Source organism: Tigheibacillus halophilus (assembly GCF_042683165.1).
In the GTDB taxonomy this organism is placed as follows: domain Bacteria; phylum Bacillota; class Bacilli; order Bacillales; family Amphibacillaceae; genus Tigheibacillus; species Tigheibacillus halophilus.
Map to the genome: position 1 here is coordinate 311,925 of NZ_JBHUIZ010000015.1, position 20,746 is coordinate 332,670.

Annotated in this window: 17 protein-coding genes and 1 pseudogene; 11 read left to right on the forward strand and 7 right to left on the reverse strand. The window is 40.7% G+C overall.

Annotation, left to right across the window (positions count from 1 at the left end):
- The first annotated feature begins 23 nt into the window (after positions 1-23).
- Entirely contained in the window at positions 24-1,166 is a 1,143-nt protein-coding gene (gene solA / locus ACFSMW_RS17275; protein WP_390357543.1) for an N-methyl-L-tryptophan oxidase, read from the forward strand.
- Positions 1,167-1,237: 71 nt separating this feature from the next.
- On the opposite strand, the gene ACFSMW_RS17280 is transcribed toward solA, so the two are convergent.
- Positions 1,238-1,879, reverse strand: coding sequence for a TetR/AcrR family transcriptional regulator (locus tag ACFSMW_RS17280; protein ID WP_390357544.1), 642 nt, complete (start codon positions 1,877-1,879; stop codon positions 1,238-1,240).
- A gap of 551 nt (positions 1,880-2,430) precedes the next feature.
- Here ACFSMW_RS17280 and ACFSMW_RS17285 point away from each other — a divergent pair.
- The 5 genes and pseudogenes from ACFSMW_RS17285 to ACFSMW_RS17305 form a co-directional block, all read left to right on the forward strand.
- Positions 2,431-4,341 carry a glucose PTS transporter subunit IIA gene (locus tag ACFSMW_RS17285; protein ID WP_390357545.1) on the forward strand — a complete coding sequence of 637 codons (1,911 nt, stop codon included), beginning with the start codon at positions 2,431-2,433 and terminating at the stop codon, positions 4,339-4,341.
- Between the two features lie 69 nt (positions 4,342-4,410).
- The gene (locus ACFSMW_RS17290; RefSeq protein WP_390357546.1) at positions 4,411-5,232 is read left to right on the forward strand and encodes a protein phosphatase 2C domain-containing protein; all 822 of its coding nucleotides are present in this window, start codon (positions 4,411-4,413) and stop codon (positions 5,230-5,232) included.
- Positions 5,233-5,313: 81 nt separating this feature from the next.
- Positions 5,314-6,177, forward strand: a complete 864-nt coding sequence (locus tag ACFSMW_RS17295; RefSeq protein WP_390357547.1) for a MurR/RpiR family transcriptional regulator — start codon at positions 5,314-5,316, stop codon at positions 6,175-6,177.
- Between the two features lie 106 nt (positions 6,178-6,283).
- On the forward strand, positions 6,284-8,137 hold the full coding sequence (locus tag ACFSMW_RS17300; RefSeq protein ID WP_390357548.1) for a BglG family transcription antiterminator: 1,854 nt from the start codon (positions 6,284-6,286) through the stop codon (positions 8,135-8,137).
- A 91-nt stretch (positions 8,138-8,228) separates the two neighbouring features.
- A pseudogene (locus tag ACFSMW_RS17305) lies at positions 8,229-8,489 on the forward strand (hypothetical protein); the annotation flags it as partial.
- A gap of 57 nt (positions 8,490-8,546) precedes the next feature.
- On the opposite strand, the gene ACFSMW_RS17310 reads toward ACFSMW_RS17305, so the two are convergent.
- On the reverse strand, positions 8,547-8,600 hold the full coding sequence (locus ACFSMW_RS17310) for a hypothetical protein (RefSeq protein WP_390357676.1): 54 nt from the start codon (positions 8,598-8,600) through the stop codon (positions 8,547-8,549).
- A 47-nt stretch (positions 8,601-8,647) separates the two neighbouring features.
- On the opposite strand from ACFSMW_RS17310, the gene ACFSMW_RS17315 reads away from it, so the two are divergent.
- From ACFSMW_RS17315 to ACFSMW_RS17330, 4 genes are all read left to right on the forward strand, one after another.
- Positions 8,648-8,896: a PTS lactose/cellobiose transporter subunit IIA gene (locus ACFSMW_RS17315; protein WP_390357549.1), complete on the forward strand. Its 249-nt coding sequence runs from the start codon at positions 8,648-8,650 to the stop codon at positions 8,894-8,896.
- Positions 8,897-8,908: 12 nt separating this feature from the next.
- A complete protein-coding gene (locus ACFSMW_RS17320; protein ID WP_390357550.1) occupies positions 8,909-9,214 on the forward strand; it encodes a PTS sugar transporter subunit IIB in 306 nt (101 codons plus the stop codon).
- 37 nt (positions 9,215-9,251) lie between these two features.
- A complete protein-coding gene (gene celB, locus ACFSMW_RS17325) occupies positions 9,252-10,586 on the forward strand; it encodes a PTS cellobiose transporter subunit IIC (RefSeq protein WP_390357551.1) in 1,335 nt (444 codons plus the stop codon).
- Between the two features lie 88 nt (positions 10,587-10,674).
- A complete protein-coding gene (locus ACFSMW_RS17330) occupies positions 10,675-11,991 on the forward strand; it encodes a 6-phospho-beta-glucosidase (protein WP_390357552.1) in 1,317 nt (438 codons plus the stop codon).
- A gap of 340 nt (positions 11,992-12,331) precedes the next feature.
- Here ACFSMW_RS17330 and ACFSMW_RS17335 read toward each other — a convergent pair whose 3' ends face one another.
- Positions 12,332-13,843 (reverse strand): AbgT family transporter, encoded by a 1,512-nt coding sequence (locus ACFSMW_RS17335; protein WP_390357553.1) that lies wholly within the window; start codon positions 13,841-13,843, stop codon positions 12,332-12,334.
- Between the two features lie 361 nt (positions 13,844-14,204).
- Here ACFSMW_RS17335 and ACFSMW_RS17340 point away from each other — a divergent pair, with 361 nt between their 5' ends.
- Positions 14,205-15,506, forward strand: a complete 1,302-nt coding sequence (locus ACFSMW_RS17340; protein WP_390357554.1) for an acetamidase/formamidase family protein — start codon at positions 14,205-14,207, stop codon at positions 15,504-15,506.
- A 176-nt stretch (positions 15,507-15,682) separates the two neighbouring features.
- Here the strand turns inward: ACFSMW_RS17340 and ACFSMW_RS17345 are convergent, their stop codons facing one another.
- From ACFSMW_RS17345 to sauS, 4 genes are all read right to left on the reverse strand, one after another.
- A complete protein-coding gene (locus ACFSMW_RS17345) occupies positions 15,683-16,993 on the reverse strand; it encodes an MFS transporter (protein WP_390357555.1) in 1,311 nt (436 codons plus the stop codon).
- A gap of 100 nt (positions 16,994-17,093) precedes the next feature.
- A complete protein-coding gene (gene sucD, locus ACFSMW_RS17350; protein WP_390357556.1) occupies positions 17,094-17,987 on the reverse strand; it encodes a succinate--CoA ligase subunit alpha in 894 nt (297 codons plus the stop codon).
- Positions 17,984-19,111 carry an ATP-grasp domain-containing protein gene (locus tag ACFSMW_RS17355; RefSeq protein ID WP_390357557.1) on the reverse strand — a complete coding sequence of 376 codons (1,128 nt, stop codon included), beginning with the start codon at positions 19,109-19,111 and terminating at the stop codon, positions 17,984-17,986. Before ACFSMW_RS17355 ends, sucD begins: the two co-directional genes overlap by 4 nt.
- Positions 19,112-19,123: 12 nt before the next feature.
- Positions 19,124-20,557: an acylating sulfoacetaldehyde dehydrogenase gene (sauS, locus tag ACFSMW_RS17360; protein WP_390357558.1), complete on the reverse strand. Its 1,434-nt coding sequence runs from the start codon at positions 20,555-20,557 to the stop codon at positions 19,124-19,126.
- Positions 20,558-20,746 lie beyond the last annotated feature (189 nt).

A 20,746-nucleotide genomic window follows, 5' to 3' on the forward strand; every position in this document is an offset into this window, starting at 1 on the left:
ATATGGAAAAGGGAGGAATTGAAATGTCAAATACAAGTGTTGGGGTTGTAGGTGTTGGATCCATTGGTAGTATGGTGTTATGGCAGTTGGCGAAAAAGGGGTATGATGTCACTGGTTTTGAGCAATTTGGTCTTGCACACGATCGATCGGCTGCAGGTGGGGAATCTCGTATGTTTCGTACTGCGTATATGGAAGGCCCGGAATATGTACCGCTGCTGAAAAAATCAAAGTTGCTTTGGAAAGAATTGGAGGACGAAACGGGTTTTGATTTATTGACATTAAATGGTGGACTGATGATTGGCCCGAAAAGCACCACAAGGATAGATAATGTTATCCAAAGTATTAAAGATTTTGATATAGATGCGGAAATATTGGACGCTCAACAGGGGAAAATTCGGTATCCACAGCATCAGCTTAATCCGGAAGATGTGATGATTCTGGATAAAGAGGCGGGGTACATTCGTCCAGAGTTAGCAGTGTTTGCAGCTGCTGAGCGCGCTGTTGCTCTTGGTGCCCACTTATACCTCCATACAATGGTGGATGGTATCGAGGAGGTAAGTGATAAAGTAAGGGTTACTGCGAATGGCAAAACATTTGAATTTGATCAAGTTATTGTGACTGCAGGCCCTTGGACAACAAAAATTTTTCCTGAACTTCAGGAAAATCTTAAACCTAGAAAAATTGTCATGACTTGGTATCCTACTCATCATTTAGCGAACTATAAACCAGATGTTTTTCCAGTATTTGCAAGGACAACAGATGAAATTCAGTTTTTTGGCATACCTACGTTAGAAGGGTCAATGATAAAGATAGGAAGTGTTGATACGTTTGGCGAGGTGGATCCTGATACCATTCACCGGGATGTTCATCTTTCGAAGTTAGCCAAAATAAATGATGCGGTGAAAAATTACTTTCCAGAATTAAAATCTGACCCAACTAGAATCAGTGTCCATATGGACGGATACACAACTGATGAACATGCAGTTGTTGGTGCTGTTCCAGGTTTGAAAAATACATTTATCATGGGTGGGTATTCAGGTCACGGATTTAAACTTGCACCAGTGATGGGACAAATAGGTTCAGAACTTATTGACAAAGGCGGGGCTTCTTTTGATATCTCCCATTTGAATCCAGGGCGTTTTATGGGGATGAATAAGACTATTTAGCCATCAATAGAAATAATCAAGCTTGTCGAGGACCGGTTATGATCCCGACAAGTTTTTTGTTTTGTGAGGTTTTACCGTTGATGCATGAATATTTCGATGGCGTCCAAAATAAAGTTAATCTTTTTTTTACTGGTTAGTGCTTCATTTTCTTTAATTCTCAGGAATGAGCGAAACCTTTTTTCGTGATAATCGGAGACTAGGGAGTATAGGAATAATATAAAATAGTTATCTAGTAAAAATGCGAGCACGTTATCGTCAATATGTTGTGGAATTTCATTTCGCTGTTTCGCTTCTGAGACCATGCTAATCACATATGACCCCGATTTCATAAAGTCATCGTGCATTTTTTGCGAAAACAACTCCATATTATTGGAGCCTAAATTAGCATAGATTCGAATATAGTTGGGATACTTTTTATGCAGTGTTTCAATTTGTTCCAAATACATTCGGACGGTAGTTTTGAAAGAGTGATTTAGTTGTGTATGTCTTTCATATAGCTGCTGAACCAGAATGTCTTGGCATTTTTTTAATATTACGAAGTATAATTCTTCTTTATTTCTAAAGTACTTGTACAATGCACCATTTGAAATATCTGCCCTTTGGCAAATCTCTTTTATACTTGCACCAAAATAACCTTTCTCAGCAAAACTTTCTGTTGCTGCATCCAAAATATGTACTTGCTTTTTTTGAGGTAATTTTGCAAAGGCATTCAACTTATGTCACCTCCCGCTATTAAATATATCATAGAAGAGGTTAGGGCCATAGTTAAAATTTTTATTGAGCAACGGTTTTTTAGGGTGGAGTGATGCATGGATAGATTTCCATTTTTATTTGATCTTAGCTAATTCTTTTTTGATTGCTTTTATTGTAAAAGACTTGAGACTTTGTTGCTTGTATTATTTCTGGAAGCACATTATGAAATGAAAATTCTATATTCTATTATCTTTTTAATTATTATTGAAATTATATTTCATATGATGTAAACTGTATCAAACAAAATTATTAGATCTTTCAATTTTATGATGAAATAACAAGTTTAGTACTTGGAAGGGAGGAATCGTTGTACATAACCATCGTGTTTTATATTTATTCGATCTATTTTTGAAAGCGCATACAATGGTGGTATACGGATTCAATTGTGCGACATGTACAGCAGCCGCTGCCAACTTTTTAGAAAACTACCATTCTCAAAAACTATAGACCAAAAATACTTATAAGTTTTTGGTCTGTTAACTTATCATCAAAATTATAGGGGCTGATTAATGTGGACGACCATGATCTCGCCAAAAAAATATTGGTTGAACTAGGTGGAAAAGAAAATATAGCTCATTTTACAAACTGCGTAACAAGATTGCGCGTCACAGTTAAAAACCGCACTGAGATGGACATTGACAATATCAAGCAACTGGATGGTGTCTTAAGTGTTATTGACCGTGATTCAATTCAAATCGTTCTGGGAGTGGGAAAGGTAACTAAGGTTGCAAAAGAATTTGAAACAATAACAGGAATTCATGCTGATTCTTTTGAAACAGATCAACAAGATGAATTTAATCTGGCCAAAGACACGCATAAATCCTATAAAGAAAAACAAACAACTAAAATTCAGCAGATTTTACAACATATTGGTAATATATTTATTCCATTGATTCCAGGCTTTGCTTCATCGGGGCTAATACTGGGTATCGCTAACATTTTATCCAGTTTGGCAGATGCAGGTTGGATCAGCCAAGCGGTCGTGAACTCGAATTGGTTTGAGCTGTTTCATATGATTGGTGGACTGTTATATGGATCATTGGCCGTATTTGTTGGTATTAATACTTCGCGTGAATTTAAAGGAACGCCGGTTCTTGGTGGGATTGCAGGACTTTTATTATACGCACCAGAACTGAGTGATATAGGCAGTTTGAATTTGATTGGTTTACATCTAAGCCTGCAATCCTCATTGGGCGGCTTGCTAGGTGTCATTATAGCTTCTTATTTATTTGCAAAAATAGAAAAGCAAGTGAGAAAAATAATACCTGACATATTCGATTTGCTGCTGACGCCTTTGATAACACTCGCACTAGGTTCTATTGTAACAATCGTCGTGATACAGCCTATAGCAGGGATACTGATGGATGGAGTAACATGGGTTTTGGTAGATGTAATGTTAAAAACAGCAGGAGCTTTAGGTGGGTTCGTATTATCCAGCACATATCTGCCAGTAGTAACGCTAGGAGTTCATCATGGATTAATTCCTGTCCATCTCGACTTAATCGAGAAAACTGGTCAAACAAGTTTATTGCCGATTTTATCCATGGCTGGAGCAGGCCAAGTAGGGGCTGCATTTGCCATATATTTTAAAACAAAAGATAAACGTATGCGTAAAACAGTGGCTTCTGCATTGCCTATCGGGATTTTGGGGATAGGTGAGCCGCTTATTTATGGAGTAATGCTTCCACTGGGTCGCCCCTTTATCACTGCCTGTTTAGGAGCCGGGTTTGGTGGAGCTTTCTTAACTATATTTGATGTTGGTGCCATCTCCTATGGCCCATCTGGTATATCGGAAATTCCTTTAATTGGGGGTAATAAACATTTCCTCTATATCCTGGGATTGCTCATTGCTTATACCGCTGGAGGGATTTTAACTTACTTTTTTGGGTTTAAACCAGAAATGGTAGATAAACTGTACAATACAGAGAAAAAATCAGCAAGTAATGGGTTAAACAAATCAGATCATAAAAGCATGACTACTGTCACTAGTCCTTTAACTGGTGCATTAATTCCATTAAAAGATGTAAAAGATAACGTGTTTGCTGCGGAGTCAATAGGGAAAGGTATTGCGATCATACCGACCAGCAGCTATGTATATGCACCGGTGAACGGAGAGGTCACTACCGTTTTCCCCACGAAACACGCATTGGGTATTATAGCTGATTCCGGCGTGGAAATCATGATTCATATTGGACTCGATACAGTGAATTTAAAGGGAGAATATTTTGATGTGAAAGTGAGAGAAGGCGATAAAGTGAAACAAGGCCAGCTTATAGCTGAATTTGATCCGGAAAAGATAGCCGATAGAGGTTATGATTTAACCTCACCCATAATCATTACGAATTCTGCTCAATACGCATCGATATCCACTGTCGCTACCGAAAATATCAGTAAAAATGATCTTTTACTGACTGTACAATGAATTGTGCATCGTTTTACCTAAAAAAGTTTTTATCAAGATATACATTGCAGATAGAGAGAGGGAGCAAAATTGGCAAAAAGTATAGTGAAAAGAATGGAAAAAATAAAGAAAACAAGTCTTCATAAAAAAGAATCCGAAGACGCATATATTATCAATAAGGAGCTTGATATTTATGGCGTGTTGGATGGAGCAACCCCCATGGACAATTTTAAAGATGAAAACGGACATAATGGAGCCTATTTAGCTGCCAATTTGTTTAAAGATTATTTTGAATCACTTCAAAGGCCTGCCTTTATCCATGAAGAGGTAATCCGTGCGAATAATCTGCTTAAGTCAAAAATGAAACATTATCAAATAGACCTTTCAAAAAAAGACCGTCTTTGGTGTACATGCGTTTCCGTAATCCAAATAATCGATGACTTGCTAGTATACGCTAGCTTGGGAGACACAATGATCATTGCTTGCGATGACCAAGGCCAATATAACGTTTTGACAATAAATACGGTTAAAAATATTAACTGCAGAGCAGATTTTAATAGGAAAATCAATCGCTATAAGGGAGAAAACATACCAGATGAAACGTTTTTTACCAATAAACAAAATAAAATAAGATATAATCGCTTCATGGCAAATAAACCGAATGGTTATTCTGTAGCAAATGGCATGGAGGAGGTTAAAAACACAATTCAATATGGTATGCTTGACACGAAAAATTTGAAATATGTATTAATCATGTCGGACGGTCTGTTTGATTTAGAAGAAGATATTAAAACGTTATTTCATGAAGTGATAAATAAAGGTTTGGCAGCTTACGTAGAGCAATTAACTGCATGGGAACAAGAACAGGGATTATCATCTGATGACAAGACTGCCGTTTTGCTTCATTTTTAAGAAAAGTATTTTTGTAAATGTATGACACAGAACCTTCGCGTATTTAATATAGTAATAAAAAGATTAGGGCAGGGGACAAACGTGGAAGAAAATATCATTTTACTAATCAAATCAAAACTAAATGACCTTTCAAAAGCAGAAAAAAAGATTGGTGAATATATTCTCAAGCACTCACACTCTGCTGAGACGGTAAATTATAATACAGCCGAACTAGCAAAAAAAGCAGACGTCAGTTCTGCAACAGTTGTCCGTTTCTGCCGTTCAATTGGATTGTCGGGTTTTTCTCAATTAAAAGTCCGTCTTTATGCAGATGCGTCAGGTGTGAATGAAGATCTGTATACCGATATCACTCCAGATGAGGATGCAGGATTGATTGCAGAAAAATTGGCTTTACGATTCAATCAATCTATTAATCAAACAGTGAAACACTTAGACACAAACAGAATAGAAGAGGTTGCAAAGATCGTGAAGGAATGCACAACCATTTATGTTTATGGACTTGGCGCTTCACACATTGTTGCAGAAGATTTCACGCAGAAGTTTACCAGAATAGGAAAGTCTGTGGTTAATACAGTCGATCACCATCTGATGGCCTCTGCTATGATTAATGCTAGTGGACCGTGTATGTTTGTTGCGATATCCAATTCTGGAGAAACCAAGGAAGTGCTAAAACTGGCTCAAATTGCTAAACAAAAAAAGTATCCTACGATTGGGATTACGCAATATAGTAGTAATGTGCTGGCTAAAATGGTGAACTATCCGCTCATCCACCATGGGGGAGAAGCGGTTATGTTGAGAAGTGCAGCGACAACGTCACTGATGGCACAATTATTTACGATTGATGTGCTGTACTATGCATATGTAAATAAAAACGCTGATGAAATCCTTGATATGTTAAAAGAGTCGAAACGGAATGTACAGGCACTTTTTCGGAAAGAAATTTAAGCTTGTAGTATGTGTACATGCAATTGAAGGATAAATTCTAATAGTTTTTCAGTTATATCAAAAATTTCCCGGTGTCATTCACTGGATTCACAAACAAGGTGATTTTATGGATCGAAGGAAATTATCTATTTTAAAGCGCTTAAGAGGCTTGGATATATCGATTAGTGGAAACCAGTTGGCAAAAGAACTGAATGTCTCTTCAAGGACAATACGCAATGATATAAAAACAATAAATCTTTTCCTCGAATACGATGAAGTAAATGCCTGCATTAAAGCTACTCGTGGGAAGGGTTATCGATTATACACGGAAGATGCTTCGGCTGTAGAAAAATTTATAAAAAAGCATCGGACTGATGGAATCGTTGAACAGTCAGAGAGGCAAAGATGGCTTGTAGAATATCTTTTTTATTCCAATAAATTTTTAAAAATAGAGGACGCATTGGTGCATCTTTTTACTAGTCGTTCCACGCTATCTCATGATATCAAGCAGTTGAAAAACATCCTGGATAAATGGCATGTCACACTCGAATCAAAGCCGAACTATGGTCTATATTTGCAAGGTGAGGAATTTTATTTACGTTCTTTGATATTGAACGAATTTCCTAGACTGGCATCTTCAGATGATGAAAAAGAGCTTCAGCAAACGATTACGAGACTCGCCAAACAGTTTCATTTCACATTACATATTGGCGCCGCGAAAGAAATAAGCCATTATATTTATATTGCTTCTAATAGAGAAAAGCGTGGCTATCATCTAAAACAGGTTCCCTATGATACAGGTCAGTTATGTAATGAAAGGGAATACCAACCTAGTGCGAAACTTAGAAAGTTATTGATCAAGCGCGGGCTTAAACTATCATCGACTGATGTATTATTCATCACATTGCTGTTTGTGAAATTTCGTGTCACGAGTGTGCAAAATAACATACTTACTGAAAAGGAAGCGAATCTATTTTCTTTTATTGCAGATTTAACAAATCATTTACTTTCTTATTTATCGCTATATGCAACAGATGAATGGAAACAAAATTTCACGCAACATATGCTTCCATCACTGAAACGCGCCCGATATGGACTTATCCCCCAAAATGAATTACTGGAGGAAATCAAAAAACAATATCCAGAATCATTCGATTTGGCATTGCGAGCTATGATATATTTGGGGGAGGAATTAGGGGTAACATTTTCAGAGGAAGAAGCTGGATTCTTAACTTTGCATTTTCAACAATTACCCCAGTCCTCACCATCAGAAAAGATATCAGTCGTCATCGCCTGCAGATCGGGAATAGGGTCCGCACAGATTTTAAAGAAGAAAGTGGACCAGTTATTTGGTGACAAACTAAACATTATCGGTGTCTTCGATGCTGCGCATATGCAAGAACATGTAATTGAACCTCCATGCCAATTGGTGCTCTCGACAATTCCATTGACGGTGAAGAAGAACTGTCCCGTGATGACGGTTAATCCACTCTTGCCATTGAAAGATCAGGAAAAGCTGCAAACATTTATAAAAAATCATCAAACGTCGATTCTGAAATCCTCTCTGTACTTCCCAAAAATGACACTGACAACGGATCAAACAGTTATTCGCTTTTTGGCAGATGCGATCATACAACAGGGATATGCGCCACAGAAATTATTGCGGCTTACTTATGAAAGAGAGGAAGTTTCCGGTACATCATTTGGGAGCGCGGTCGCATTCCCTCACCCTATTACACCGTGCGGATACGAAAATGTGATGGCAGTTGCTTCACTAAAAAAACCGATTCCTTGGGGACATGCTGCTGAAAAAGTACAAATTGTTTTTCTGTTATCACTTAGACATGATAACGATCAGAATCTGTCATATTTATATGATAGAGTCATGCAGATGATGGAAAATCCCGTCTTGCAAAAGCAGTTATTAGAACAACACACCTTTGAAGGATTTCATTCCTTCTGGGATGAAGTTCATTTCTGATGGAAAATTTCCGTTGAATAGCGGAAGTTTTTTTGTATCGAACTTATGAAAGCGCTATTTTATAATGTTTTTAGAAAAGGAGGCAATAGCAATGGTACAGGTTATACTCAGCTGTTCATCTGGTATGTCAAGTAGTTTACTTGCAAAACGTACGCAGGAAGCTGCAGTTGAAACCTCACAGATTATAACAATCACTGCGATGGATATAGCTTTAGTGGAACGCCACCTTGATGAAGCAGATCTCGTATTGCTTGGTCCTCATCTGAAATATAAATTGGAAGAACTTCAACTGAAATGTCAGCAGACACAAATGGATCTTGTTTCAAAAGAAATATATCAATCATTCAATGGCAGGGAGCTTTTGAAACAGATTCAGGGTTACCAATTCATTGGAATGAAAGGTAATGAATCAGTCGAAGAAAATAAAGAAAAAAGCGAGGATGAAAAAAAATGGACGAGTCAGTTGCCTTTCAAATCATTCTTTACGCCGGAAACGCTCGAAGTAATGCGATGGAAGCGTTAAACCTGGCACGTAGTAATGATTTTGAAATGGCTAAACAAAAAATAGTGGAAAGTGGTCAGGAACTTTTGAAAGCGCACCACTTCCAAACAGATTTAATTCAATCTGAAGCGAAAGGAAAGCTTGAGGGCAAGATTTCCATTTTGCTTATTCATGCGCAGGATCATTTGATGAATGCTATGACAGTTAAAGAAATGGCTGAAGAGATCATTGCTTTAAGAAAGGATATTTCAAAATAGGGAGAGATTAGGATGAAAAAAATTATGTTATGCTGCGCAGCTGGTATGTCTACGAGCCTTCTCGTGACAAAAATGGAACAAAGTGCAAAGGACCAACAAATTGAGGCAGAAATTTGGGCTGTGCCAGTAGAGGAAGCGAAAGATAAGGCGATTGAGGCGGATGTCATTTTACTTGGACCGCAAATCCGTTATATGGTGAATCAAGTGAAAAAGGTGGCAAGCGAGCATGGTATTCAGGCAGAGGTTATTAATGCAATGGATTATGGCATGATCAATGGTGAAGCTGTATTAAAACAGGCCTTGAAACTAATTAGATAAGAGGGGGGAGTCGTCGTCTCAGGCGGCGATGTAAACAATGAATAAAATCATGAATTTCCTTGAGCAGCATATTACACCTTTTGCTGCAAGAATTGGTAATCAAAGACACTTGATTTCTGTACGAGACGGTATCATCTTAGCAATGCCTTTAATTATTGTCGGCTCTTTGTTTTTGATTATTGGGAACTTACCAATCCCTGGTTATACAGATTTTATGGCTAATATTTTCGGTTCACATTGGCAGGAGAAGCTAGCTTATCCGGTCGGCGCGACGTTTGACATACTAGGTCTCGTTATCAGTTTTGGAATAGCATACAGGCTGGCGGAAAGATATAAAGTCGAACCATTATCCGCTGGTGTGATCTCACTTGCCGCTTTTATTTTGACAACCCCACATCAGACGTTATTTACAACTGATGCGGGCAAATCGATTTTGGTAGGAGATGTATTGCCGACCAGCTTACTTGGAAGCCAAGGGATATTTATTGCAATGATTTTTGCATTGATATCCACCGAAATATATCGGATTATTATTCAAAAAAATATCACGATTAAAATGCCATCTTCCGTACCGCCTGCGGTCTCCAAATCATTTTCTGCTCTGATTCCGGCGTTTGCCGTAATCGTACTAGTTTGGATCATTCGTTTGCTGGTAGAAATGACACCTTGGAATGATATTCCGAATATGATTTCCACATGGATTGGCATGCCGCTGAAACATCTTGGCGGCAGTCTCGCAGGTACGCTTGTCATTGTATTCTGTATGTCGCTATTCTGGATGATTGGTCTGCATGGAGATAATATCGTTGGGGCTGTCATGAGTTCAATTTGGTTGGCATTAATGGACGAGAACCGATTAGCTTATCAGGCTGGTGAACCGTTACCCCATGTTGTCACCCAGCAATTCATTGATAACTTTCTAAACTTGGGCGGAACGGGAGCTACATTGGCACTGGTACTGCTAATGGTTTTCATGGCACGAAGCAAGCAAATGAAACAGTTAGGTAAGCTATCCATTGGCGGTAGTGTATTCAACATCAGTGAGCCAGTCGTTTTTGGTACACCTGTCGTATTGAATCCGTTTTTCATGTTGCCATTTATTTTGGTCCCACTTGTTTTAACAATCATTAATTACGTGACCATGTCAATTGGGCTTGTGGCTGCGCCAAGCGGTGTTGCGGTCCCTTGGACTATGCCGATTATCATCAGCGGATTTCTGGCCACTGGTCATATATCCGGCTCTGTGATACAAATCGTTGATTTAATTGCTGCATTGCTTATTTACTATCCGTTTTTCCGCATGTGGGATAAGCAGCGCCTTAGGGAAGAAAAGAAAAATGAAAATAAAGATTCTGTATCAGAAATAGTTTGAATTCAGTTTATTGTGGGCATGTATGTTTTTTCCCATAGGAAGGACATGTAGCATACGACAATTCGTTTAGTTAAAGGAGAGGTTCTACATGCTTAAAATTGTAACAATAGGTGGGGGTTCAAGTTATACACCTGAATTGATTGAAGGATTCATTAAACGGTATGATACACTTCCAGTGACAGACATTTGGCTTGTCGATATTGAAGATGGAAAGGAAAAACTGGAGATTGTTGGTGCGTTGGCGAAACGCATGGTAGAAAAATCTGGTCTTCCTATCCATATTCATTTGACATTGGACCGTCGTGAAGCTCTAAAAGACGCTAATTTTGTGACTACACAGATTCGTGTGGGTATGTTGGATGCTAGGGTAAAGGATGAACGTATTCCGTTACAGCACGGTGTCATCGGGCAAGAGACAAATGGTCCTGGTGGATTATTCAAGGCGTTGCGGACTATCCCGGTCATACTGGATATCTGCAAAGACATGGAAGAACTTTGCCCGGAGGCATGGCTGATCAATTTCAGTAATCCCGCTGGCATTGTTACGGAAGCAGTGTTACGGCACGGCACGATAAAAAAAGTGGTAGGACTTTGTAATTTACCAATCCATACTAAAATCAATATTGCTAAAATGCTTGGCGTCGAACGTAATCGCGTACAGGTCTCATTCGCCGGCCTGAATCATATGGTTTTTGGACTAGAAATATATTTGGATGGTCAAAAGATTACGAAGAAAGTCATTGACATGATTACTGGTGATGAAAAGGGCGGAATTGATATGAACAATGTTCCGGATTTGCATTGGGATCCATCGTTTCTCCGAGCATTGGGTGTGTTGCCTTGTTCATACCACCGCTATTATTACCAAACGCAAAAAATATTGGATGAGGAACTGGAAGCCTTTGAAAACCATGGTGTGCGTGCTGAAGTGGTTAAAAAATTGGAAGCTGATCTTTTTGAGCTCTATAAAAAACCTGATTTAGATATCAAACCCCCTCAATTGGAAAAAAGGGGTGGGGCTTATTATAGCGATGCGGCTTGCAGCCTGATTGATTCTATTTATAACGATCGTGGTGATATCCAAACTGTTAATACGCGAAATAATGGCGCTATTAAAGGTCTTCCAGATGAATCCGCCATAGAAGCTAATTGTGTGATAACGAAGGAGGGGGCGATACCGTTGGCAGTCGGTGATTTACCAGTGGCTGTCAATGGTTTGGTTCAGCAAATCAAGTCTTTTGAAAGAGTCACTGTCGAAGCAGCGGTAACTGGTGACTATGACAAAGCATTGCTAGCCATGACAATCAATCCTTTGGTTCCTTCTGATACAGTTGCAAAGGAAATTTTGGATGAATTGCTTGAGGCACATAAGGAATACCTGCCGCAATTTAAACATAGCAACTGAATGTAACACTGCACATAAGACACTTCCAATGAGTTGAACAGGCAGGTAATCTTTTCGCGGTCTCGCAGGGGATTTGGAAAGTGAATGTTTGTGATAAGCCGGTGTCCAGGTGCTGGCTTCTGGCTTCAAAAATACTAGACAAGGCCCGTAATAAGGCTATGCCTTTGTTTGGCTAAGATAATTGGATCTCTTTTGTAATTTACAAAAGAGGTCCAATTGGAATTAGCTTTTATATAGTTTAGTAATTTAGCATCTACATCTTTAAATCTCGTTGACCGTATATGGTCAATCAACCCGCCTGACTGTTGTATAAAAAGCCTCCGTACATCATTAGTTCCTTCTATAAATGCGGATGGATTCCAGGACCATAAGGAATACCTGTATAGTAAAATACCAATAGTAAGATGATCCAAGTGAGCAGGAAAGCAATCGAATATGGCAGCATCAGTGAAATATATGTCCCGATACTTGCTTTCTTATCGTACTTTTGCATGAACGAAAGAACGATAATCATATATGGATAAAGCGGTGTGATTACGTTTGTTGAAGAATCAGCAATGCGATACGCTGCCTGGCTGAATGCCGGGTGGTATCCAAGTTGCATAAACATTGGTACGAAAATGGGGGCTTCAATTGCCCATTTGGCTGATCCAGATGTAATTAAAAAATTCAACAGTGCTGAGAAAAGGACATACGCTAAAATCAGCCCTATTCCAGTAAAATGAATACTTGTGAGGAACTCTGCACCATGTACTGCTACCCATGTCCCAAGATTGGACCAGCTAAAGTATGCAGTAAACTGCGCGATTGCGAAAACGAGCACAATATAACTGGACATATCCTTGATGGATTCACCCATATACTTGCTGATATCCTTGCTGGATCTGATTTTCCCTGCGGTAAGACCGAAAGTGATCCCAACAACAAGGAAAAAGAAAAATATAATCGGTACAATGCCGCTAAGAAAAGGCGAAGGGACGATTTTGCCATCCTCACTTCGAAGTGGGCTATTTGGAAGAAAAATGGTGATCGCAATAATAGCAATGAAAATGCCCCCAGCAATGAGCGCGTTGATAAAGGCCTTCTTGGCATTCGGAAGCTCTTCTGCCTTATCCTCTTCAACTGCCTCTCCTTCATATTTTCCCAGTCTAGGTTCAACAAATTTTGTCGTGACAAGCCCTCCGACGACCGTCAATACCAATGTAGATACGATATTGAAGTACCAGTTGTCAGCCGGAGTGACCATAATCGTTTTATCTAAAATGGCTGCTGCCTCTGTTGAAAGCCCTGCCAGCAAGTTATCCATTCCAGAGATCATCAGGTTTGCTGTAAAACCTGCGCCTGCACCGGCAAACCCTGCTGCCAGTCCGGCAAGCGGATGGCGGCCGACTTTATAAAACACTAATGCAGTTAACGGCGGGATCAACACATTGGCAGCATCGGATGCCAGGTTTCCCATGATACCGACAAACACGACTGTATACGTCAGCAGAAATGGTGGTGATTTTAAAATGGTTTTTCTTATTGCATAATCCAGAAAGCCGACCTTGTCCGTGAGGCCAATGCCAAGCATCATAACCAGCACAATCCCCAGCGGTGCAAACCCTGTGAAATTGTCTATCATGGAATTCAAAATAAACTGAAGCCCTTCCCCGGAAATCAGGCTTTTGACTTCCAACGTCTTGCCTGTTCCTGGATGGACAACACTGGCATGAAACAAGTTGAATACCCAGGAAACGATGATCATCATCACGGCAAGTCCAATAAACAATAGGAAAGGGTCAGGCAGTTTATTTCCAACCCTCTCGACAACATCCAGAAATCTTTGGAAAAACCCCTTTTTTTCTTTCATTGTTTTTCTTTCACCTCTTTGCTAATGGAGTGACAGTTTTCACCTTTGGTAATTCCTTCTTCTTTGTATGGAAAGTATAGATGTAATCCTACTAAAAGCGCTGTTTTATTTCAGTGCAGCTCAGGTGAGTGTGACCTAGTAATAAATTGTCTTTTCCCTTGCTGTTAGCAGTACACTCCCTACTTTAATCCATCAATGTAATTCCCCAATATTACTAGAATATTTTAAAAAAGTCTATCATTTTTGCCTGAAATGCAATGAGAGTCCAGATTCTACAAAACTATCAGATTTTTAGTATAATAATGGTATATTGCCTCTTTATATTTTCTTGAAGTCAAAAATTACTTAGGGGGAGAATAAAATGAATGCCAAACAAACAGTTTATGTCAGTGGTTTCACTGATGGTATTCTTGATCCGAACAAAGAGATGGAATACGTTGTAAAGGATGGCGGAAATATTATTGCCAATACGACACCGGGTTGTTGGGGACCGATGATTACACCTGCTTTAAAAGGAGGACATGAGGTTACCAAGCCTGTCTATGTAGAAGGTGCGGAAATTGGGGATGCCATAGCCATTCACATTCAATCTATTGAAGTTACTTCCATTGTTACCGCATCTGGAAATGATGCACCTGTCGAAGGACGGTTTAATGGCGATCCATTTGTAGCAGCCAAGTGTCCTAAATGTGGAACTGTTAACCCTGAAACTGTGATAAAGGGCATTGGTGAAAAAGCTGTTCACTGCAAGAAATGTGATGCAGATATTACTCCCTTTGTTTTTACACATGCCTATTCCATTGCTTTTAATGACAAAAAATCTGTCGGTTTGACGTTAAACAAGTCTGCAGCGGAAAAGGCAGCAGCAAACGCGAAAGATTACATGTGTACCCCGGAAGAATCTATTCAGAATCCAATCGTCACTTTCGCACCTCATGATATGCCGGGCACTATGGTAAGGCTGCGGCCTTTTTTGGGACAATTGGGCACAACACCTGCCAGGGCACTACCGGATTCCCATAACGCCGGTGACTTTGGACAATTTCTCATTGATGCCCCACATGATTATGGCCTTACCAAAGAACAGTTGGAAGACAGGACAGATGGACATATGGATGTTAATAGAGTTAGGACGGGCGCGGTTTTAATATGTCCTGTAAAGGTAAAAGGCGGCGGTGTTTATTTAGGTGACATGCATGCGATGCAGGGAGATGGAGAGATTGCCGGACACACGACAGACGTTTCTGGGATTGTAAGTTTGAAAGTAAGTGTATTAAAAAACTTGTCCATAGAAGGGCCGATCCTGCTGCCTGTTTATGAAGATTTACCTTATTTGGCAAAACCTTTCACTAAAGAGGAGAAAAGGCAGGCCACGGAATTGGGTAAAGGGTGGGGGCTTTCTAAAATAGTAGAGATGTACCCAATCTCATTTATCGGTACTGGGGCGAATCTTAACGAAGCAACAACGAACGGAATGGAAAGGGCAGCACGGTTGTTTGAAATTACGGTGCCAGAAGTGATGAACCGTGCCACAATTAACGGCTCAATCGAAATTGGCCGGCATCCAGGTGTAGTTACAGTAACTTTTCTTGCTCCTGAAAGTTACTTAAGAGAGAAGGGATTATTGCATTCTGTCAAAGAACAATACGGTCACTTTTATTAATGGAGAAGCATGATAAAGAAAAATAAGTAAAACCCGTCATGCATGGCGGGTTTTATTAGTTTAATGCACCGTTCGCTATCATCCTAACGGCATTACCTGATCGCTATAAGGATGGGAAAAAGCCTATGAAAATGCCAACAGCGCCATGCATGCTTAATCCTATATCCAGTCATTCTTCACTTCACAGCTGTCGTGTCCATACTTTCCACAGGAACATCATCAGGCGGATCTGATTCATCCAGTTCTTTGGAGGGGTCGATCATCATGGTTACGATAATACCCACGAGCAATAGAACGACAGATGCGATAAATGGCACTTGCCAGCTGCCGGTCAAGTCAATTAAAAAACCAAAGAGAAGGGGAGAGACCATCCCAGCTACTCCAAATCCGGTGTTCATCATCCCGCTGGCCGTACCTGCATGATCTGGTGCGATATCCATGGGAATCGCCCATAGATTGGCGTTACATAATTCCAGGAAGAAGAAGGCAAGACTGAGCGTGATGGCGATTAACATAAGATTATGGACAAATAAAGCGGGTAAAAGGAAGATGAACGATCCCGCTAACCCTGTGATGAGAATGGATTTTCGGGCAAATTTCAAGTTGCCTGTTTTCTTGTATACTTTGTCAGAAAAACTGCCGCCCAACGTATCACCTATCACACCTGCAAACAAAATACCGGCGGTAAATAACGCTGATTTCTCAATATCTATTTTGTATGCGGTATATAAAAAGGATGGGAGCCATGTTAAATATACCCATAAGGACCATCCATAACAAAAATCGATGAGTGTTATGGGTAAAATTCGTTTACTCAATTTTTTCCAGGGGATGCTCTTTTTTTCTTTTTGTTCTTTGCTGTGTGAATAAGGTGGCAGTGTTGCTAATTCATCTTTGGTCATTTTAGGATGGTGTTTAGGATTGTCACGAAAATACCAGAGCCACACAAATACCCAAAAGATGCTGATCACACCCATGATGATAAAAGATGCGCGCCATCCCATTGCAACGATAATGACAGCAATCAATGGCGGGGTGATCGCATTACCTAATCGGGAAGAGGAATGGACAGCACCTTGGGCAAAGCCCCATTTTTCCTTGGGGAGCCATTTTGACATAGCTTTGGTAGCTGTTGGAAAAGCAGCTCCTTCACCCAACCCAAGACCTAAACGTGCAAGCATGATTGTAAAGATTCCTGAAACCATACCGGTAAAGGCCGTCGTGGCAGCAAGAAGAATCCCTGCAAAGGATAGCATTTTCCGCGGACCAAGTTTGTCGCTGGCCCATCCGCCTGCAATTTGCAAAAAGCAATAGGGATATGCAAAGGCAGATAAAATAAATCCCATCTGTGTCGAAGAAAAACTTAGATCAGACTGCATGAATGGTGCAGCGGTTGCGATGTTGACGCGATCTACATAGGCGATGAAGTATAAGCCGCATAACAGCAGCAGAATTTTATTACCTATCGTTACTTTTTTTCTTCTCATCTTATGCCCCCTAGGCTAAGAACAGTTTTTAAAGCGCTTACATTTTATTGGTAACATTCAACTACTTACTTGCCTAAAGGAGCTTATGAGCTCCTTTAGGTTATACGTTTTGTTTGGCCAAAAAATCTTTTAATTGTTCTCCAACCATACTTGGCCTTTTGGCGACATATGCACCTGCCGCTTGAAGCGCAGCAATTTTATCTTCTACAGTTCCTTTACCTCCTGTTATAATGGCACCTGCATGGCCCATCTTCCGTCCTTTGGGTGCAGTCCTTCCGCCAAGAAAAGAAACCAAAGGCTTGGTGAAAATTCCATTTTCCATTGCTTTGGCTACTTCCTCTTCCATCGTTCCGCCCAGTTCACCAATGATCACCACTGCATCCGTTTCAGGGTCGTTTTCGAATAATGGCAGTACTTCGACAAAACGTGTTAGTGGCACAGGATCTCCGCCAATCCCAATCAAGGAAGATGCACCAAAACCCGCTTTGACCAATTCAGCGGTTACTTCGTTTGTCAGTGACCCGCTCCTGGTCATAATCCCAATTCTTCCTGGTCTATACACACGGTCCAGCCAATAAGGGAAAAATCCCATCATTGCTTTTCCCATGGAAATAATACCGGACGTATTCCCGCCAATCACCAGTGCTCCTGCTGCTTTAGCGGCGCTCCTCATTTGCAATGTGTCATGTAACGGAATACCGTCACATAAAACAACAATCGTTTTGATGTCAGCATCCAATGCCTCCATGACGGCATCTTTTGCAAGACGGGGCGGAACGAAGAGTAAAGAAGCGTCCACTGGCATAGCGGCAGTTACCCGTTTTACCGTATCAAAGACCGGGACGCCCGCTGTTGATTGTCCGCCTTTGCCTGGTGTTACGCCAGCGACGACATTGGTGCCATAATCAATCATGTGTTTCGTCCAAAAACGTCCTTCTTTTCCTGTAATCCCTTGAACGACTATGCGTGTTTTTTCATTCAATATAATACTCATAGGACTGGGACACCTCCTGCTAGCTTGATTGCTTGTTTCACTGCTTCTTCCGTGTCGGAAAGCGGGTCAAGTCCAGCGTTTTTCAAAATATCATTTGCCGCTTCTTCCCCCGTTCCCCGTATCGCCGTAACAATGGGAAATTCTGGTTTATGTTCATTTATAGCGTCCACCAGTCCCTGCGCCATGACATCTGCTCTGGCAATCGTTCCAAACGTCACTACAAGCAAGACGCTTATTTTTTTCTGCATGATCAGCTCCATTGCTTTGACCGCTTTATGATAGTTCGGACCGCCAAATTCTAAGTAACTGGCAACACTCCCGCCATAATCGTTCACCAAATCGTACACGGTATTTGTCAATCCGGCCCCAGCGCACATTAAACCGATATCACCTGAAAACTGCAGGTATGGAATGCCTTCGATTGCAGCCGCGTACTGTACGTCATCCTCAAAATGTTCTCTTGTTATGGAAAAATTCGGATGTCGATAAAGGGCATTATCATCGAGACTGACCTTTCCATCGCCGGCTACAAATTTTCCGTCTGCCGTTACCATTAATGGATTTATTTCAACCAACTCGGCGTCATGCTTCAGATAAACTTGATATAGGTTGATCAGCAGTTTTGCACCCTGGCCGATCATTGCCTGATCAATCCCTAAGTCATATAAAAAAGCACGGGCCTGAAACGGCATCAATCCTTGATTGATATCGATATAACTTCTGATTATTTTTTCCGGCATGGTTTTCGCAACTTCTTCAATATCAATGCCTCCCTCGGCACTTCCCATCATCATGATGTTCCCGGTTACCGGATCTGCTGTAATGGAAACATAGAATTCTTTCGCAATGTTAATGGCCTCTTCCACTAACAGAGAAGGCATATTTTCTGCACGGGTGATGATTTCAGCTGTTTTTTTCTTTGCATCTTCTTTTTTCTCCGCAAGTTGTATGAGTCCCCTTTTCCCTCTGCCGCCATGTAATACCTGTGCTTTGATCACACACGGCAGGCCAACTTTCGTGACCGCATGATCAAGTTCTGCACTGTCTTTGATAAGGCATCGTTCTGGAACAGGTATCTGGAAGCTTTCGAATAATTCCTTGGCTTGGTATTCAAATAATTTCATGGTTTCATCTCCTTAGTGACGGCCATATTTTTTCCAGTACGATCCCCACAGTTCTTCCTCTGGGGGCACCACTTCCGGAATGAGTCTTGCAACCTTGGTAATATTTAGGAAGTGTTTGTAAGATAAATTATCACACGTATTATTTCCAGCCCATGTGCCGCCGCCCATGGAAAGCGTGAAATTCAATCCGTTATCAAAACTTCCACCATTGCCTGCAACCTGGACCTGGTTAATAAGCAGGCGACAGACATCCATTTCCAAGCCGATTTGTTCAATATGCTTCTCTGTTGATGTATGCAAACCGCAAGAATGACCGCGACCGTGATAGCTAAGGATTCCTTTTGTGATCTGAATAGCATCATTGAAATCTTTAGCTTTATAAATCGTTAAAACAACTGCCAGTTTTTCACCTGAGAATGGATACTGCTCACCGACGCCAGTTTCTTCCACCATGAAAAATGATGCTTTTTCAGCTTGGGGGTTCTGCAGGCTTGCCGCCTCGGCAATCACTGCCGGGTCCTTGGCGACCGTTTCCGGGTTGCGTTTTCCATTCATCCAAAGCGCATCTTGCAGCTGTTCTTTCTCGATTTGGTTGCAAAGATAGCCTCCTTGTTTTTGTAATGCGTGCATCATTTCGTCATAAACGGCTGCTTCAATCACAACGGAATTATCATTGGAACAGCTCGTTGCATTATCAAAAATTTTACTTAGAAAAATTTTTCGGGCTGCACTTTGTATATCAGCAGAGGCGTCCACTATGGAGACAACATTTCCTTCACTGACACAAATGTTGGGGGTACCGCTTGTCTGGCCAAGTCTGACGTTATTTCTGGAACCTGTAACAGTAAGAAAGTCCACCTGTTTCATCAGTTCGATTGTTTTGGCTTTATTGACTGGCGCGGGCAAAACTTGAACGAGGTCAAGCGGCGCACCAAGCTTTTCGAGTTCTTCATGAATGTATGTCAGAAGCAAATTACTGGTGGAGAGACCTTTGGGTGATGGTGCAATAATAATGGCGTTCCGGCCTTTTAAAGCCATCATCGCAATATTCGCCGGGGTGGCACCTGGATTGGTGGAAGGCACTACTGCCCCAACGACACCAACTGGTTTAGCAATTTCGGTGATTCCTGAAGCTTCATCATTGCGAATGACACCTACCGATTTTTCACCGGTCAGATCATGCAGCGTCCCCATGGTTTTCCGTCTTTTTTTCGTTACTTTGTCCGCATAGTTACCGAGACCGGTATCTTGCACAGCCATTTGCGCCAGTGCTTCTGCATTTCCGGGTTTGTAAATGGCCCATGCTACTGCTTGAACAAGTTCATCTACTTGTTCCTGGCTGTAATCATATATCTGATCCATCGCAGTTCGCGCTTTTTCAACCAATGTGCTAATAGTTGTTTCAACAGCTTCCTCATTCGTTTGCATACGTTCGCCGGTTTGCACGTTATTTTCCTCCTCTTAATCTGTCACTCACGTGGATTTAATTCGTAAAGGTCCTTTTATTCTATTTGGTCACCGTATAAGTAATATGTTTACCTCCTAACAATGTATTCGCTTTCATAAATGCAGCAGGATGCTAGCGCTAAATCATCACTTTGAACACAACCTAATTTAAGCATTAGGAAAAGTTAT

What these genes read in the sequence shown, in the direction of transcription:
- solA (WP_390357543.1), top strand. Translation starts at nt 24, where the DNA reads ATGTCAAATACAAGTGTTGGGGTTGTAGGTGTTGGATCCATTGGTAGT.
- ACFSMW_RS17300 (WP_390357548.1), top strand. Translation starts at nt 6,284, where the DNA reads ATGGATCGAAGGAAATTATCTATTTTAAAGCGCTTAAGAGGCTTGGAT.
- ACFSMW_RS17315 (WP_390357549.1), top strand. Translation starts at nt 8,648, where the DNA reads ATGGAAGCGTTAAACCTGGCACGTAGTAATGATTTTGAAATGGCTAAA.
- ACFSMW_RS17320 (WP_390357550.1), top strand. Translation starts at nt 8,909, where the DNA reads ATGAAAAAAATTATGTTATGCTGCGCAGCTGGTATGTCTACGAGCCTT.
- celB (WP_390357551.1), top strand. Translation starts at nt 9,252, where the DNA reads ATGAATAAAATCATGAATTTCCTTGAGCAGCATATTACACCTTTTGCT.
- ACFSMW_RS17330 (WP_390357552.1), top strand. Translation starts at nt 10,675, where the DNA reads ATGCTTAAAATTGTAACAATAGGTGGGGGTTCAAGTTATACACCTGAA.
- ACFSMW_RS17335 (WP_390357553.1), bottom strand. Translation starts at nt 13,843, where the DNA reads ATGAAAGAAAAAAAGGGGTTTTTCCAAAGATTTCTGGATGTTGTCGAG.
- ACFSMW_RS17340 (WP_390357554.1), top strand. Translation starts at nt 14,205, where the DNA reads ATGAATGCCAAACAAACAGTTTATGTCAGTGGTTTCACTGATGGTATT.
- ACFSMW_RS17345 (WP_390357555.1), bottom strand. Translation starts at nt 16,993, where the DNA reads ATGAGAAGAAAAAAAGTAACGATAGGTAATAAAATTCTGCTGCTGTTA.
- sucD (WP_390357556.1), bottom strand. Translation starts at nt 17,987, where the DNA reads ATGAGTATTATATTGAATGAAAAAACACGCATAGTCGTTCAAGGGATT.
- ACFSMW_RS17355 (WP_390357557.1), bottom strand. Translation starts at nt 19,111, where the DNA reads ATGAAATTATTTGAATACCAAGCCAAGGAATTATTCGAAAGCTTCCAG.